At 71.4% G+C, this 14904-nt stretch carries 14 protein-coding genes; 8 read left to right on the forward strand and 6 right to left on the reverse strand.

Annotated features, from left to right (window positions below):
• The first annotated feature begins 460 nt into the window (after positions 1 to 460).
• From O7623_RS19870 to O7623_RS19895, 6 genes are all read left to right on the forward strand, one after another.
• The gene (locus O7623_RS19870) at positions 461 to 2995 is read left to right on the forward strand and encodes a bifunctional diguanylate cyclase/phosphodiesterase (RefSeq protein WP_282224524.1); all 2535 of its coding nucleotides are present in this window, start codon (positions 461 to 463) and stop codon (positions 2993 to 2995) included.
• A 21-nt stretch (positions 2996 to 3016) separates the two neighbouring features.
• On the forward strand, positions 3017 to 4393 hold the full coding sequence (locus O7623_RS19875; RefSeq protein ID WP_282224525.1) for a glycosyltransferase 87 family protein: 1377 nt from the start codon (positions 3017 to 3019) through the stop codon (positions 4391 to 4393).
• On the forward strand, positions 4390 to 4815 hold the full coding sequence (locus O7623_RS19880; protein WP_282224526.1) for a CrcB family protein: 426 nt from the start codon (positions 4390 to 4392) through the stop codon (positions 4813 to 4815). The genes O7623_RS19875 and O7623_RS19880 overlap by 4 nt, the downstream gene beginning before the upstream one ends.
• Complete coding sequence (locus O7623_RS19885; RefSeq protein WP_282224527.1) at positions 4812 to 5183, forward strand: CrcB family protein; 372 nt, start codon at positions 4812 to 4814, stop codon at positions 5181 to 5183. Before O7623_RS19880 ends, O7623_RS19885 begins: the two co-directional genes overlap by 4 nt.
• Positions 5184 to 5262: 79 nt before the next feature.
• Complete coding sequence (locus O7623_RS19890; RefSeq protein WP_282224528.1) at positions 5263 to 5895, forward strand: phosphoribosyltransferase family protein; 633 nt, start codon at positions 5263 to 5265, stop codon at positions 5893 to 5895.
• Between the two features lie 22 nt (positions 5896 to 5917).
• Entirely contained in the window at positions 5918 to 6295 is a 378-nt protein-coding gene (locus tag O7623_RS19895; protein ID WP_282229485.1) for a zf-TFIIB domain-containing protein, read from the forward strand.
• A 122-nt stretch (positions 6296 to 6417) separates the two neighbouring features.
• Here O7623_RS19895 and dnaB read toward each other — a convergent pair whose 3' ends face one another.
• A complete protein-coding gene (gene dnaB / locus O7623_RS19900; protein WP_282224529.1) occupies positions 6418 to 8706 on the reverse strand; it encodes a replicative DNA helicase in 2289 nt (762 codons plus the stop codon).
• Positions 8707 to 9134: 428 nt separating this feature from the next.
• On the opposite strand from dnaB, the gene O7623_RS19905 reads away from it, so the two are divergent.
• Both O7623_RS19905 and O7623_RS19910 read left to right on the forward strand, forming a co-directional pair.
• Complete coding sequence (locus O7623_RS19905; RefSeq protein ID WP_282224530.1) at positions 9135 to 11192, forward strand: hypothetical protein; 2058 nt, start codon at positions 9135 to 9137, stop codon at positions 11190 to 11192.
• A 93-nt stretch (positions 11193 to 11285) separates the two neighbouring features.
• A complete protein-coding gene (locus tag O7623_RS19910; RefSeq protein ID WP_282224531.1) occupies positions 11286 to 12524 on the forward strand; it encodes a hypothetical protein in 1239 nt (412 codons plus the stop codon).
• Between the two features lie 116 nt (positions 12525 to 12640).
• Here O7623_RS19910 and rplI read toward each other — a convergent pair whose 3' ends face one another.
• From rplI to O7623_RS19935, 5 genes are all read right to left on the reverse strand, one after another.
• On the reverse strand, positions 12641 to 13090 hold the full coding sequence (rplI, locus tag O7623_RS19915) for a 50S ribosomal protein L9 (protein WP_282224532.1): 450 nt from the start codon (positions 13088 to 13090) through the stop codon (positions 12641 to 12643).
• Between the two features lie 14 nt (positions 13091 to 13104).
• Positions 13105 to 13344: a 30S ribosomal protein S18 gene (rpsR, locus tag O7623_RS19920; protein WP_091551811.1), complete on the reverse strand. Its 240-nt coding sequence runs from the start codon at positions 13342 to 13344 to the stop codon at positions 13105 to 13107.
• Positions 13345 to 13387: 43 nt separating this feature from the next.
• A complete protein-coding gene (locus O7623_RS19925) occupies positions 13388 to 13903 on the reverse strand; it encodes a single-stranded DNA-binding protein (RefSeq protein WP_282224533.1) in 516 nt (171 codons plus the stop codon).
• Positions 13904 to 14004: 101 nt separating this feature from the next.
• Positions 14005 to 14295, reverse strand: a complete 291-nt coding sequence (rpsF, locus tag O7623_RS19930; RefSeq protein WP_278111224.1) for a 30S ribosomal protein S6 — start codon at positions 14293 to 14295, stop codon at positions 14005 to 14007.
• A 321-nt stretch (positions 14296 to 14616) separates the two neighbouring features.
• Positions 14617 to 14799, reverse strand: a complete 183-nt coding sequence (locus O7623_RS19935; protein ID WP_282224534.1) for a hypothetical protein — start codon at positions 14797 to 14799, stop codon at positions 14617 to 14619.
• Positions 14800 to 14904: the final 105 nt, after the last annotated feature.

The following is a 14904-nucleotide window of genomic DNA, read 5'->3' on the forward strand; positions in this document are numbered from 1 at the left end:
TAGCGAGCCGATCGGTCGACTCTGGCCCGACGGCCCTGTCCACCGGCAGAGTCGACCTGACACCCTGATCACGGGTACGGGCGACCACACCGTCCATGATGCTCTCGACACACTTAACGGATCAGCTTCGCGGATACCTAGTTACGTGACCAAATGGTGCACCCATAAGGAACGCTTAAGGTTATGAACGAAGGCGTTCGAACGCATTCCGTCGGCAGCCAATAACGATCAGTGACAAACCCCCACCATCTTCACTAATCATGCGCATATGGACATTTATTCGTATGCAAGTGGCATATCGCAACTCTATGGTTCTCCCATCACGGAAACGGCAGCACCAACCGCCCGATCGAATGGAGGAGAACACCATGCGCAGTCACGAATGGCTCTGATACTGTCATCTCCCGATGACAAGCAGTAGTCTCGCGGGGTACGCACGGCAACAAGATCAGGAACGGGCGTGACCCGCACAGTTCGACGCGACATTGAGACCGATCGGCAGCTCCTGCTGCTCGTCGGTCTCGTCGCCGTTTGTGCGGCAACTGTCGGAATCGCCTCCCTTGTTCTCGTCGCCGGATCGCTGGTCACCACACCCGACCAATTCGCCCTGGTCGCCGCGCTCGTCTTCCTCGCCGCGGTCGGCGTGACCGTCCAGTGGCACGTGCGGATCCGCTCCACCGCGCACGCCATCGCCTGGAGCGAAGTCGCCATCCTGGTCGGGCTCGCGGTGGCCCCGGCCACCCTGGTTCTGCTCTGCACCGGCCTCGGCGTCGGCCTCGTGATGATCGTCCAACGGGTCGCCCGGATAAAGGCGACCTTCGCCGTCGCCAAGAACATGCTGCTCGCCGCCGCCGCCGGTGCCGTCCTGCACGCGCTGAACTGGGACCTGGCCCAACCGATCTCCAGTATCACGTTCTTCGGACCACTCGCCGGCGCCTATGTGGTGGCGGTCGTACTCGACGAGGTCCTGACCCTTCCGGTCATCGCCCGCGCCACCCGGACCCGGCTCCGGGTCATGTTCCGACAAGACCTCGGCCTGCGCATTTCCAGCGCGGTCATCCGATTTCCGCTGATCCTGGCCACCCTGCTGATCCTCAAGGCGGACCAGTGGCTGCTGGTGACCATCCCGCCGGTGGTGCTCTGCATCCATCTGGCCTATGCCGGTCAGGCCCGCTCCCGGGCCGACCAGCAGGCCTGGCAACGACTTGCCCGGGCCACCGACGCACTCAACGTCATCGACCTCGACGTGGTGCTGTCCACCGCGGTGGTGCAGGCCGCCGACCTGTTCTCCACCGACCGGGTCGAGGTCGAGCTCAACAGCCCGCACCGGCTCGTCCAGGGCAACAGCGACGGTGTGCAGTACGACGGCCCGGCCGAGACCGCTCCCACGCCGCACATGCGTACGGTGATCGCCGTTCCGCTCGCCAGTCCGGACAGCACCGTCAGCGTCGGAACCCTACGGCTGTGCCTGGCCGGGCCGGTCAAGTTCTCCGACCGCGAGCACTACACCCTGCGTACGTTTGCCTCGGCGCTGTGCACGGCGGTCCGCAACGCCACGCTCTACCAGCAGCTCAACCAGGAGGCGGAACAGCATGCCCGGCAGGCGGCGCAGGACTCGCTCACCGGACTGGCCAACCGACGCCGGCTGATGGAGCACGGCGCGCAACTCCTCGGCGGTCGCCGCACCGGCGGGATCACCGCCCTGCTCCTGATCGACCTCAACCACTTCAAGGAGATCAACGACACGCTCGGGCACGCCGCCGGCGACGAGGTGCTGATCCAGGTGGCGCGCAGGCTCTGCGCAACCGCACACACCGGCGACATGGTCGCCCGGCTCGGCGGCGACGAGTTCGCCGTACTGCTGACCGGCCTGCCCGCACCCGCGATCGCCACCCACCGGGCCGATGCGCTGCTCGCCGCGATCTGCGCCCCAATGGACCTCGACGGCATGCGGATCAACGTCGAAGCCAGCGGTGGCATCGCCGTCGCCCCCGGCAACGGCGGCATGCCCGAGCTGCTGCGTCGCGCCGACGTCGCCATGTACCAGGCGAAACGGTCCGGCGGACGGATTGCCTCGTACGCCCGCAGCCGGGACACCGCCGACGTCGGCCGGTTGGCCCTCGGCGGAGACCTGCCCCGCGCCGTCGCCGAACACGAATTCAGCGTCGCCTTCCAGCCGATCGTCGACCTCGGCACCGGCGAAGTGATCGCCGCCGAAGCACTCGCCCGCTGGCAGCACCCGGACCAGGGCCGGCTCGACCCGCGACGTTTCCTGGACACCGTCGAACGGTCCGGGCTGCTCCCGGCGTTCGCCGACGCGGTCCTCGACCAGTCCCTGATCGCGGCCGCCACCTTGGCCGAAGCGGGCTTCGCCCTGCCGGTCGCGGTCAACCTGTCCCCGCGCAGCCTGCTCGACCCGCGCTACCCCAGCGCCGTCCTGGCCCGGCTCCGCGCCCACGACATCCCGCCCAGCCGGCTCGTCCTCGAGCTGACCGAGACGCTCACCATCAGTCAACTCGAAGTCGTCGACCAGGTGCTCGGCCAGCTCCGCGACGCCGGAGTCCGACTCGCCCTCGACGAGTTCGGCACCGGCTACTCGTCGCTGTCGATGCTGTCGCGGGTGCCGGTGCACGAGCTGAAGATCGCCCGCTCGTTCGTACGGAGCATGGAGACCTCCGCCGAGGCGGTCGCCGTCATCCGGTCGACCGTCGACCTCGGCCGCAGCCTCGGCCTGTCCGTCGTCGCCGAAGGCGTGGAGAGCGAGCCACAGCGTCAGGCGTTGTGGGCGCTCGGCTGCACTGCAGGTCAGGGCCACCTCTTCGCCCGCCCGATGCCGGCCCACCGGCTGCTGACCGCACTGCAGTGCGGCTCCGGCGGCCGTCCCGGCAGCCTGGCCGGGCCGCTGCACGACGAGGGTGCCGTCATCCGGCTCGATCAGACCCGCCGGACACATCAACGGCACCGGACCGAGAAGGTACCGCACCTGCCAGCGTGACCGTTCTGCCAGACTTGCGACGTGACCGTCGCGTCGGCCGGACCCGCAACCCGCCCGCGCCGCCCGGCCGACTCCGCCCGGCGGTGGCGGGCCGGCATCACCCGACGGTGGAACCGGTTGCACCGGGCCGGTGCCGGACTCGTCGGCGACCTCACCATCTACGGGCTCTCCGCTGCCTTCGCCGGGATCACCGCGACCACGTCGACCCTCGCCCCGCACCGGGCCTGGGCCACCGTCGCCACCGTCGGGTACGCCGCCGCCGCCCTCGTCGTGCTCAGCCAGCTCGCCGTCCGCAGGGCCGCCGCCATCGGCCCGGACGTCCCCGTCGCCGGGCGTGGCTGGCTGACCGGACTCACCTGGACGGCGGTGGTCGCCGTACCGCTGCTGGTGCAGTCCGCGCAACGTGCGGGCGGACGGACCGACCGGGCGCAGGAGGAGGTACTGGTCGTCGAGGACGGGGCCAGCAGGCTCCTCGCCCACGGCACCCCGTATCTGTCCCAGCAGCAGATCACCGCCCTGCCCAGCGACGAGCAGTTGCTCGGCTACCTGCCGTACCAGCCCGGGATGGTGCTGTTCGGCATGGTCCGGGCGCTGGCCGGAGCGGCCTGGTGGACCGATGCCCGGGTATGGTTCGCCCTCACCACCGTCGTCCTCGTCGGCACGGCGCTGGCGCTGCTGCGCGCACAGGCCGGCGTCGACGGCACCACCCTGGTACGGACGGTGCAGCTCAGCGCGGTCCTGCCGATCTCGGCGCTGACCCTGAGCACCGGTGGCAACGACCTGCCGGTCCTGGCGCTGGCCCTGCTCGGGCTGACGCTCTGCGCCACCGGCAGGTACGGAGCCGCCGGATTCGCGGTCGGCGCCGCCGCCGCGCTCAAACTGTTCGCCTGGCCGATCCTGGTCGTGGTGGCACTGCACGCCGCCACGAAGGGGCAGCGCGAGCTGGTGAAGGTCGCCGCCGCCGGGGTCGGGCTGCCGTTGCTCGCCCTGGTTCCGGTGGCCGCCGTGGACCCTGCCGCGCTGGCGCACAACGTCGTCGGTTTCCCGCTCGGGGCGGGCGTGGTCGACACGCCGGCGGCGTCGCCGCTGCCCGGTCACCTGGTCGCCAACTGGCTGCCGGGCGGGCGGTTCGTCGCTGGCGCACTGCTGATCCTGGTCGGCCTCGCGATCGCGGTACGCCTGCGGCAGCAGCCGCCGCGTACCGCCGCCGGGGCGGCGGCGATCTGCGCGGCCGGCCTGCTCGTCGCCACGATGCTGCTGCCGGCGACCAGGTTCGGCTATCTGCTGTACCCGATCGCGCTGTTCAGCTGGGTACCGGTGCTGCACGGCGTCGAGGCCAGCGACGTCGAGTCGGGGGCGGGTGGCGGGGACCGGGCCGTCGCCGGTGGCGGCCCGTGAAGCTGCCCGCCGGGTCGGTCTCGCCGGCCGTACTGGCCGCAGTCGCGGTCGGCGGTGCCGCCGGTGCCGCCGCCCGCTACGGCATCGCCGTGGCCTGGCCGGTCGCCGCCGACGGCCCACCCTGGCCGACCCTGGTCACCAACCTCGTCGGATGCACCCTGATCGGCGTACTCATGCGGGTCGTCACCGCCCGGCACCGGTCGCACCGTTTGCTTCGGCCGCTGCTCGGGGCGGGTCTGCTCGGCGGCTTCACCACCTTCTCGATCCAGACCCTGGAGGTCGCCGAGCTGGTCGCCGCCGGCCGCCCCTGGCTGGCCGGCGGCTACGCGCTCGGCACCCTCGCCGGAGCGCTGGTCGCGGTGCTGATCGGCGGCGCGGCGGCCCGGCCGGTCGCCGACCGCTGGGCGGGAACCGGATCGTGACCCTGCTGCTGGTGATGACCGGCGGTGCCGTCGGGGCGGTGCTGCGCTACCTGGTCGACCGGGTGGTGGTCGGGGCCGGCCGGCCCAGCTTCTGGGGAACGTTCACGGTTAACGTCGTCGGAGCGGCGCTGCTCGGTGGGATCGCTGGCACCGGTACGGCACTCGACAGCCCGCTGGCCCGGCTGCTCGCCACCGGTCTGTGTGGTGCGCTGACCACCTATTCGACCTTCGCCTACGAGGTGGTGCAGCTGGCCGGCGGCAGCGGCCGGGACCGGTGGCGAGCCGTCGGCTACGCGGCGGCGACCCTGACGGTCGGATTCACCGCCCTGGTGGCGGTGCACGCGATCGCCGCAGCGCTCGCCAGATAGGCGCTACCCGGGGTGCCCGATCGACGGATTTCGCCCGACCAACCGGCGGCGGCGGCGGATCCGGCGTACACCTGAGGCCATGGACAGCGTGTACCGGGACCGCGAAGACGCCGGCGCGCGGCTCGCCCGCGAACTGGCCAACCTGACCGGACGGCCGGACGTCGTCGTACTGGGCCTGCTCCGTGGCGGGGCTCCGGTCGCTGCGGTCGTCGCCAACCGGCTCCAGGTGGCCTACGACGTGCTCGTCATCCGCAAACTCGGGCTCCCGGCCGCCCCCGAGGTCGCGTTCGGCGCGATCGGCTCCGGCGGCGTACGGGTGATCAACCGGGAGGTGGCCGACCGCCTCGACGCCGCGCAGATCGCCCAGGTGGCCGAAGCGGAGACGGCCGAGTTGCGCCGCCGGGAGCGACGCTTCCGGGGCGACCGGCCAGCGGTGGACCTGGCCGGACGTACGGCCGTGCTGGTCGACGACGGCCTGGCCACCGGCGCGACGGCACGGGCCGCCGTCGCGGTCTGCCGGGGTCTCGGTGCCGCCCGTGTGATGGTGGCCGTGCCGGTGGGCTCCGCCACAGCCGTCGCCGCCCTGCGGGACGTCGTCGACGACCTGGTCTGCCCGCTGCAGCCGGACGACTTCCAGGCCGTCGGCCAGTACTACGACGACTTCCATCAGGTCGGTGACGACGAGGTCGTCGGGTTGCCTGTCGGCGGGTGAGGACAGCAGCCGGTACCGTCGAATCATGCAGATGAACTGTCCCAAGTGCCACGGCTCCATGCGGCAGTACGAGCGCAGCGGAATCACCATCGACCAGTGCACCGAGTGTCGGGGCATCTTCCTCGACCGGGGCGAACTCGAACGGCTCTTCGACGCCGAGGCTGCCTGGAACGGCGGTGGCTCAGCGGGTCAACCCGGCCAGCCCGGTCAGCCGGCCCGTCCGCCGGCACCCCCGGCCAGTGGCTACCCGCCGCCGCCCCCGCCGCCGCCGGTCCACCACCAGCCCGGCTACCCGCCGGCACCGGCCTACCCGCCGGCGCCCGCCTACGGCCACCACGGCTACCACGGGCACTACCGGCACAAGCGGCAGAAGAGCTTCCTGAACCAGCTCTTCGACTGACCCGCGCCGACCGGCAGGCCGCACCGACCGGCAGGCCGCGCCGACCGGCAGGTGACCGGACCAGCAGCGGGCCGGGTCGCAGCGGGCCGGACGGCGTGTCCGGGACGGTGGGGTGAGCCGGCTCAGATGGCCATGTCGACGAAGCGGGAGAGGTGGAGCTGTGCGGCGACGGTCACCGTGTCGGTGGGACCGTTACGGTGCTTCGCCACGATGAAGTCCGCCTCTCCCGCCCGGGGCGACTCCTTGTCGTAGTAGTCGTCCCGGTGCAGCAGGATCACCACGTCCGCATCCTGCTCGATCGAGCCTGATTCCCGCAGGTCGGACAGCTGAGGACGCTTGTCGGTCCGCTGTTCCGGGCCACGGTTGAGCTGGCTGACCGCGATGACCGGGCACTCGACCTCCTTGGCCAGCAGTTTCAGCCCACGGGACAGGTCGGCGACCTCCTGCTGGCGGCTCTCGGTGCGCTTGGGCGAGGTCATCAGCTGGAGATAGTCGACGACGATCATCTTGAGATCGTGGCGCTGACGCAGCCGCCGTGCCTTCGCCCGGATCTCCATCAGGTTCATGTTGGGCGTGTCGTCGACGAACAGCGGCGCCTCGCTGATCTCCCCCATCCGCCGGGCGAGCTTGGTCCAGTCGTCGTCGGAGAGCTGACCGGAGCGTAGAACGTGCAGCGGCACCTTCGCCTCGGCAGAGAGCAGCCGCATGACGATCTCCACCTTGCTCATTTCCAACGAGAAGATGGCGGCGGCACAGCCGGCCCGGATCGCGGCGTTACGGGCGAAGTCCATCGACGCGGTGGAGTTGTGGGTCGGGACCATCGTGCGACCCGCCAGGTAAAGATGGTCCGGGTTGTCCACGGTGACGCACCGTACCGGCACGCTGGCCACCGGCCGGACCGCCGTGACGAGCCGTTGCCGGTCGGTGTCCGCGCTGACGGTGACCGTGTACAGGGTCGACGGCGCGGTCATCCGGCCCGGCACGGTGGCGGCCGTCACCGTACAGTGCCCACCGAGGGTCGCCACCAGCTCCCGCACCGAGTCGGCCAGCCGACGGCCGGTGGTGCGGTACTCGACGAGGCCGCCGACCCCGCAGGTGCCGGCGGTATCGAGCAGGCCGGCGAGCACCGCCCTGCGCTGCGCCTCGCTGGCGCGCAGGTACAGGTCGGGGACGCAGCGCTCGTCGGGGTCGCCGTCGGACGGCGGTTCGCTCCCGGCCAGGTCGACCCCCAGCTGGTACGGGGGCACCGGCAGGTCGGCCCGCTCGGGCAGCGCCAGTGGACGACTGTTGCGTACCGCGACGTCCGACGTGGCCTGCGAGTCGCGGCCCAGCAGGTCGACGAGCTGTTCGGTGGTCAGCACCTCGGTCGCCGCCATGGCCGCCGGGCCGCGCCAGTCCGGTACGGTGCCACCAGCCGGACCGGCACCGGCCAGTGCCAGCCCGGCGGGCTGATGTGTCACCTGCCAGAGGTGGTCCGCGTCGGCGACGATCGTCGAGCCGTCGCTGAACTCCACCTCGTACGACCGGCCACCGAGGAGAATCTCGGAGGTGCCGACGACCGTGGTGGGCCGGCCGTCCGCGTCGAGCAGTCGGTCACCGACCGCGACCTCACCCATGGTGGTCCACCCGGTGGGGGTCGGCAGCGGGGTGTCCAGCGCCAGTGCCTTGCCGAGACCCGGCCGGCCGGCAACGATGATCAGCTGGCCGGGGTGCAGTCCGTTGAGCAGTCTGTCCAGGTCGGTGAAGCCGGTCGGTACGCCGGTCATCACGCCGCCCTGGGCACCGACCGCCTCGATCTCGTCGAGGGTCGGCTGCAGCATGTCGGCGAGCACCGCGAAGTCCTCGCTGACCCGGCGCTCGGTGACGTCGTACACCGCCTGCTGGGCCAGGTCGACCACGTCGTCGATGTCGCGGCCGCCGCCGGCGGCGGAGCCGTACCCCAGCTGGACGATCTTGGTGCCGGCTTCGACGAGCCGGCGGAGGACCGCACGCTCGGCGACGATCCGGGCGTAGTAGGAGGCGTTGGCGGCGGTCGGCACGCTGGCGATCAACGTGTGCAGGTACGGCGCGCCACCGATCCGGCCGATGTCGCCGGAGTCGGCCAGCGCGGCGGCGACCGTGATCGGGTCGGCGGGCTCGCCGCGGCCGTACAGGTCGAGCACGGCGTCGAAGATGGTCGCATGAATCGGCCGGTAGAAGTCGTGCGACTTGAGGATCTCGACGACGTCGGCGATGGCGTCCTTGGACAGCAGCATTCCGCCGAGAACGCACTGCTCGGCGGCGATGTCCTGCGGCGGGGTGCGGTCGAACCCACCGCCGGTGGGTGGGCCCGGTGGCGGCGTCGGCGGCCCGGGTGGGCCGGCGGGGCGCGCCGGCCGGGCGTCGGTCTGCCGGTCATCCGTGATGGACATCCGCCACCCCCCTTCGTCGTCGCCTGTGGTGCCAGTGAACGTCGCGGGTACGACATCCGCTTCGGCACGTCGCGGTCCACCGGGCCGACCTGCCACAGGTCGGGCGACCGGGGGACGTCGCGCTGGTAGCGGGAGGGCTGGCGTGAACGATACGGACTCCCCGGCGGCAGGCCCAAACGGCGCGGTGGATGAACCTCTGGACAAGTTGTGGACAGCCGGCCGCAGCCTGTGCACAACCTTGTGCACAGGCTGTGGAAAACTCGTTCGCCGCGCGGTCGACCCGGCGCTGAGCTGGGGCTACGCTGTCCACAGCCGGTGGACAGAATTCGTCACCAGGCTGCTGGCCCGGGTACCGGCTAGTATCGGCGGTGACTGTGTCGCCGGCTCAGCCGATCATGGCTGGATAGCGAAGGGGCGAGGCTCCGGCGGTGGACTACCGGGATTGGGAGTACGGCGACCGCGCTCCGCGTGAGCGGCGGCCTGCTCCTCGTTGGTCCGATGACGCCGAGGTCGACCCGACGCCACGGTCGCGTCGCGCCCGGTACGCCGAGTCGGGTGACGCCGACGAACCGCCGCGAGGGCGTCGCCGACGCTACGACCCCGACGACGAGCCACCGGACCGGGGCGCTGGACCGGGCGGCGCCCGGTGGGCGCTGCCCGCCGGGCCGTCCGCCGCCGACCACTGGCAACCGACCGACCACGGCAGCCGGTCCCCGGCGCAGGACCGGCCATGGGACGGGGGCCGGTCCGGGGACCGTGACCGACCGGCCGACTGGGACGACCGGGCAGCCACCGCGGGCCGGGGCGACCGGGGCGACCAGGCTGGGCGGGGCGACCGGGGCGGGCGGCATCGCGACGGCTCGTGGCAGATCCCGGAGCAACCCACGCGTAGTCGCCGCCGGACGGTCGGCCGGCGTCGCGCACCCGAGGATCCGATCTCGGGCGGGCCGATCTCCGGCAGTCCCGCCTCGGGTGGACCGGTCTCCCCGGCCCCGACCTCCGGCGGCCGTCGTGGCTGGCAGCGCGACCCGCCGCTGAGCGACGCCGGGCCGGTCAGCCGCTGGTCCGACGAACCGCGCACCTCCTGGTCCGACGAACCGCGCACACCATGGTCCGACGAACCGAGTACGTCGTGGTCCGCGCCCCCGGCCAGATGGTCACCGGCACCCGGTGACCGCCCCGCCGACGACGACAGTTGGCTCTCCCGTGGCCCGGACCGCGAACCGGACGACCTGGCCGACGCGCCACCCCGGCGGCGACGGCGACGTAGCGGCGAGGCGGGGCCGCGTCGCGGGTACGACGACACCGCGCAGTGGCTGCCCGACGACGCCCCACCGGGCCGGCGTACCGACAGCGCCCGACGACCGGTGCCCCGGCAGCGTGCGATCGGCGGTCGTGGCGACGGCGGACCAGGCGAGCACACCGTCGGCTGGTCCCGCGACGACCGGTGGTCGGCCGCCGCCGACCACACCAGCGAATGGTCCCGCGACGACGCATGGTCGGCAGCAGCCGACTACACCAGCGAGTGGACCCGGCCGCCGGCTGACGACCGGCAACGCGAGTCCGGCCGGGCCGTTCGCCGTACCCGCGCCGCCCGCCGCGAGATCGAGGCACCGAGGCGGGAGCAGCCACGCGAGATCGACGGTTGGTCGCGTACCGCGTCGGCGCCGCGCGCGATCGGCCCGGGCCCGTCGGCGGCGCCGACCAGCGCGGGCCGGGGCCACCGCGACGGCGGGGACGACCCGGCGCTGTTCGACGGCTGGCGGGCCGCCAGCGACTACACCCAGCAGTGGGACCGGGACGACGATCCGCAGAGCTGGCCGACCGGCAGTCGGACCGGGGCCCGCAAGCGACGTGCGCTGGAGGCCGGCGGGTACGCCGACGAAATCCCGCCGGTCGACCCGTGGCCCGAGGTCGAACCTGGCCGCGAAGGCACCTTCTGGTCCGGGACCCGACTGGCCGCCGACGACCCCCGGTGGGTCGAGACGCCGTCGTCCGCCCCTCGGTCGCCGGTGGTGGCACTGCCCAGCGCCCCGCGCTCGCGGGTACTGCCGGAGCAGCGGCCACGCCCCCGGTACGAACCACCGTCGCAGCGGCGGCTCACCTACCGCATCGACGACGAACTCATCGACGCCGACCAGGGCGGTTACCTCTCTTCGTTGCTCTACACGGCGGCCTGGTACGCCCTGCCGGTGGTGGCGTTCCTGATCTGGAGCCTCACCCTGGACGGCACCCCCGCCACGAACGACTGCGTCCTGGGCGTGGACGGCGACTGCCTGTCCGCCCGTGCCCAGGCGATCAGCTCGCTGCTCGCGGCGGCACCCGCTTTCGCGTACGCGCTGATGATCTCCCTGGTCCTCGCCGTCCTGATCCGGTGGGTGAGCGGGACCTGGCGGGCGTCGAGTGTCGGCCTGGCGGCGGCCGTCATCGGAGGTGGCATGTCGCAGGTCGTGGCGAGCGCCATCACCGGTCAGCCGATCGGTTGACGGCCGTTCGGTCGTGGCAGGGTGCCCCGGCGGCGACGGTTCGACGACCGATCGAGCTGGTCCGGGCGGCGTAACCACTCGTACCATCGGTCGATGCCCAGCAGACCTCGGGCGGTCAGGCGCACCCTGACCGGCCTCGTCACGATGGTGCTGCTCGCCGGTTGCGGCGACGCGGCCGGCGCCGGGTCGGGGCCGGCCGGTACGGCGACCGACGCACCGACGTCGTCGCCGCCGGATCCCATCGCGACCGTGGCGTCACCCGGCGGCGACGCCGGGCTCGGCCCGGCCCCGCCGCCGGCCACCCCTGCCGGCGCGCCGAGCGCTGACGGCGGTTCCCCCGGCGAGCCTGCCGGCAACCCCGACGGGGCCGCCGACGTGCCGGCGCACGCGCGGGCGGTCGACACCAGCCGGCCCACCCGGACCGTCGGCGACGGCACGCCGGCCAGCTGCACCTCGGACGCGGTCGTGTCGGCGGTCGCCGCCGGCGGGATCCTCACCTTCGCCTGCGGCCCGCAGCCGGTGGTCATCGTGTTGAAGCAGACGGCGAAGGTACGCAACGCGGCCAGCCGGCGGGTGGTGCTCGACGGTGGCGGTCTGGTCACCCTCAGCGGCGGCGGCGAACGGCGCATCCTCTACATGAACACCTGCGACGAGGCGCAGGGCTGGACGACCTCGCACTGCAACGACCAGGACCATCCCGAGCTGGTCGTGCAGAACCTGACGTTCGCCGACGGCGACGCCACCGGCGAGCGGGTCGACGGCGGTGGCGGGGGCGCGATCTTCGTACGCGGCGGTCGGTTCCGGGTCGTCGACAGCCGGTTCGTCCGCAACCGCTGCGACCCGACCGGTCCGGACCTGGGCGGCGCGGCGATCCGGGTGCTGGACCAGTGGCAGGACCAACCGGTGTACGTGGTGGGCAGCACCTTCGGCGGCGCGCCGGACGACGGCGGAGTGTGCGCCAACGGTGGCGCACTGAGCAGCATCGGCGTCTCGTGGATCGTGTTGAACAGCGTGCTGACCCACAACGCGGCGGTCGGACATGGCGCGAACCCGGCGAAGCCGGGCACCCCTGGTGGTGGCAGCGGTGGCGCGATCTACGCCGACGGCAACCGGTTCACGGTGACCGTCGCCGGCAGCGTGGTCGCCGACAACACGGCGAAGGAGGGGGGCGGGGCGATCTTCTTCGTCAGCAACGACCGGTCCGGCACCTTGGAGGTGACCGGCTCGGTGCTGCGGCGCAACTTCAACGACGGCTTCGCCACGGCTGGCTACCCGGGGATCTTCTTTCTCGGTGCGGGAGAACCGGTGGTGGTCTCCAGCACTCTGCGCTGATCCGGCACGGCTCCCGGCCGGCCTCCGGCACGACCCCGATCACGACTCACGCTCACGGCGAAGGGACCACACCGGTCGGTGTGGTCCCTTCGCTGAGCTGCGCTCGGGTGGCCGGGCTACTTGGCCTGGAGCACGTTGAGGTTGAACGTCGCGGTGACGTCCGGGTGGAGCTTGACCTTCACCGGGTAGGTGCCGACCGACTTGATGTGGCCGGACAGCTCCAGCCGTCGACGGTCCAGCGCCGGCCCACCGGCGGTACGGACGGCGTCGACGACCTCGGCCGGGGTGACCGAGCCGAACAGTCGACCGCCCTCGCCGGCCCGCGCGGTCAGGGTGACCGTGAGGTTCTCCAACTGCCCCTTGACCTCGTTGGCGTGGCCGAGGTCGCGGATCTCCCGTGCGGACCGGGCTCGCTTGATCGAGGTGACCTGCTTCTCCGCGCCCTTGGTCCAGGTGATCGCGTAGCCCTGGGGCAGCAGGTAGTTACGGCCGTAGCCGTTCTTGACCTCGACGATGTCCCCGGGGGAACCGAGCCCAGACACCTCCTGAGTCAGGATGATCTTCATATCGGTGCCTCCGCTCAGCGAGCCGTCGTGGTGTACGGCAGGAGCGCCATCTCACGGGCGTTCTTGACCGCACGGGCGATCTGCCGCTGCTGCTGGGAGGTCACTCCGGTCACCCGCCGGGCGCGGATCTTGCCGCGGTCGGAGATGAACTTGCGCAGCAGAGCGGTGTCCTTGTAGTCGATATAGGTGATCCCGTCCTTGTCGAGCGGGTTCACCTTCTTCTTCGGCTTGCGAAGTGCCGCAGCCTTGGCCATTGATCTTGCTCCTGGTTTGCGATCGCGGGCGTTGTTAGCCATATCAGAATGGGGGTTCCTCGTCGAAGTTCCCGCCGCCCGATCGAGCAGACGAGGCAGCTGGCGCGGCCGTGGCCCAAGGGTCGTCGAAGTTTCCGCCGCCCTGGTTACCGCCGCCTCCGGAACCACCGAAGCCGCCGCCACCAGCTCCGGACCGGGACATCTTCTGCACCTTCGCCGTGGCGTACCGCAGCGACGGGCCGATCTCGTCCACTTCCAGTTCGATGACGGTCCGCTTCTCGCCCTCGCGGGTCTCGTACGACCGCTGCCGCAGTCGACCCGAGACGATCACCCGGGCACCCCGCTGGAGCGACTCGGCGACGTGCTCGGCCGCCTGACGCCACACCGTGCAGGACAGGAAGAGCGGCTCGCCGTCCTTCCATTCGCCGGAGGCCTTGTCCATGAACCGGGGCGTCGAGGCGACCCGGAACTTGGCCACCGCCGCTCCGGAAGGGGTAAAACGCAATTCAGGATCATCGGTCAGGTTGCCGATGACCGTGATGGTGGTATCTCCTGCCATGACCATCTCCTCGCGCGCTCAGTCGATCCCTGGCTCAAGGCTGCCAGAGCCCTGTGACAGGTTCGATGCGGCGGCTGTCGGGCGTACCTGCTGGGACGCGGTCAGCGCGTTTCCGGCCGAATGACCTTGGTGCGCAGGACCGACTCGTTGAGCCGCAGCTGTCGGTCCAGCTCGGCGACGGCGTCCGGATTTGCCTGCAGGTCGATGACGGCGTAGATGCCTTCCGCCTTCTTGTTGATCTCGAAGGAGAGGCGGCGACGGCCCCAGACGTCGAGTTTCTCGACTGAGCCACCGGCGGTCCGGATCACGTTCAGGTACGTGTCGAGCGAGGGCGCGACCGTGCGCTCCTCGAGGCTGGGATCGAGAATCACCATGATCTCGTAATGACGCAAGACGTACTCACCTCCTGTGGGCTTGGCGGCCACGGTCCTTCCGTGGCAGGAGGTCCAGCGTCGTGGCGCGGGCGGCAGATCAGGTGACCTGGCGACTGCGCAACCGGACAAGGATAGCTGGTCGTCGGCGACGAACATCGGTCCACCCCGGCTACCGGCAGTCGGGGTGCCACCGGCTGCGGCCGGTGGCACGGGATGCACGAGCCGCGGGGCGCCCTGTCCGCATTCTTTGGGTGGGACCTGGGGAGGAACGACCACACCGACGAGGTTGGACGAGAAGCGCCCCGCGGAGCCTGTGCAGTTGTCCGGCGGAGCCGGCCATCAGGGCAGGTGTCGTGCCTTCTGCCCGTGTTGCACGATAATAACCCTGATCGCAGCTACAGACGTGCCAATCACCGTAATTAACGCTACAAGCGCTAAAAGTCCGATTGGCTGCTCATGACCTGACAGGTCGGCAAGCCACGAGTCGGCGTGTCCGAGGCTGAAGGACAGCTGCGTCGACATGGTCTCTCCTGCCCGGACGGCGGGCCGGCACGCCAACCGAAGGCTCGGTCGGGCCGGACGTCCACCAGGACCAACGACCGCACACCGCCGGCGGTGACGCCAGCC

The sequence above is a fragment of the Solwaraspora sp. WMMD791 genome (assembly GCF_029581195.1).
Classification (GTDB): domain Bacteria; phylum Actinomycetota; class Actinomycetes; order Mycobacteriales; family Micromonosporaceae; genus Micromonospora_E.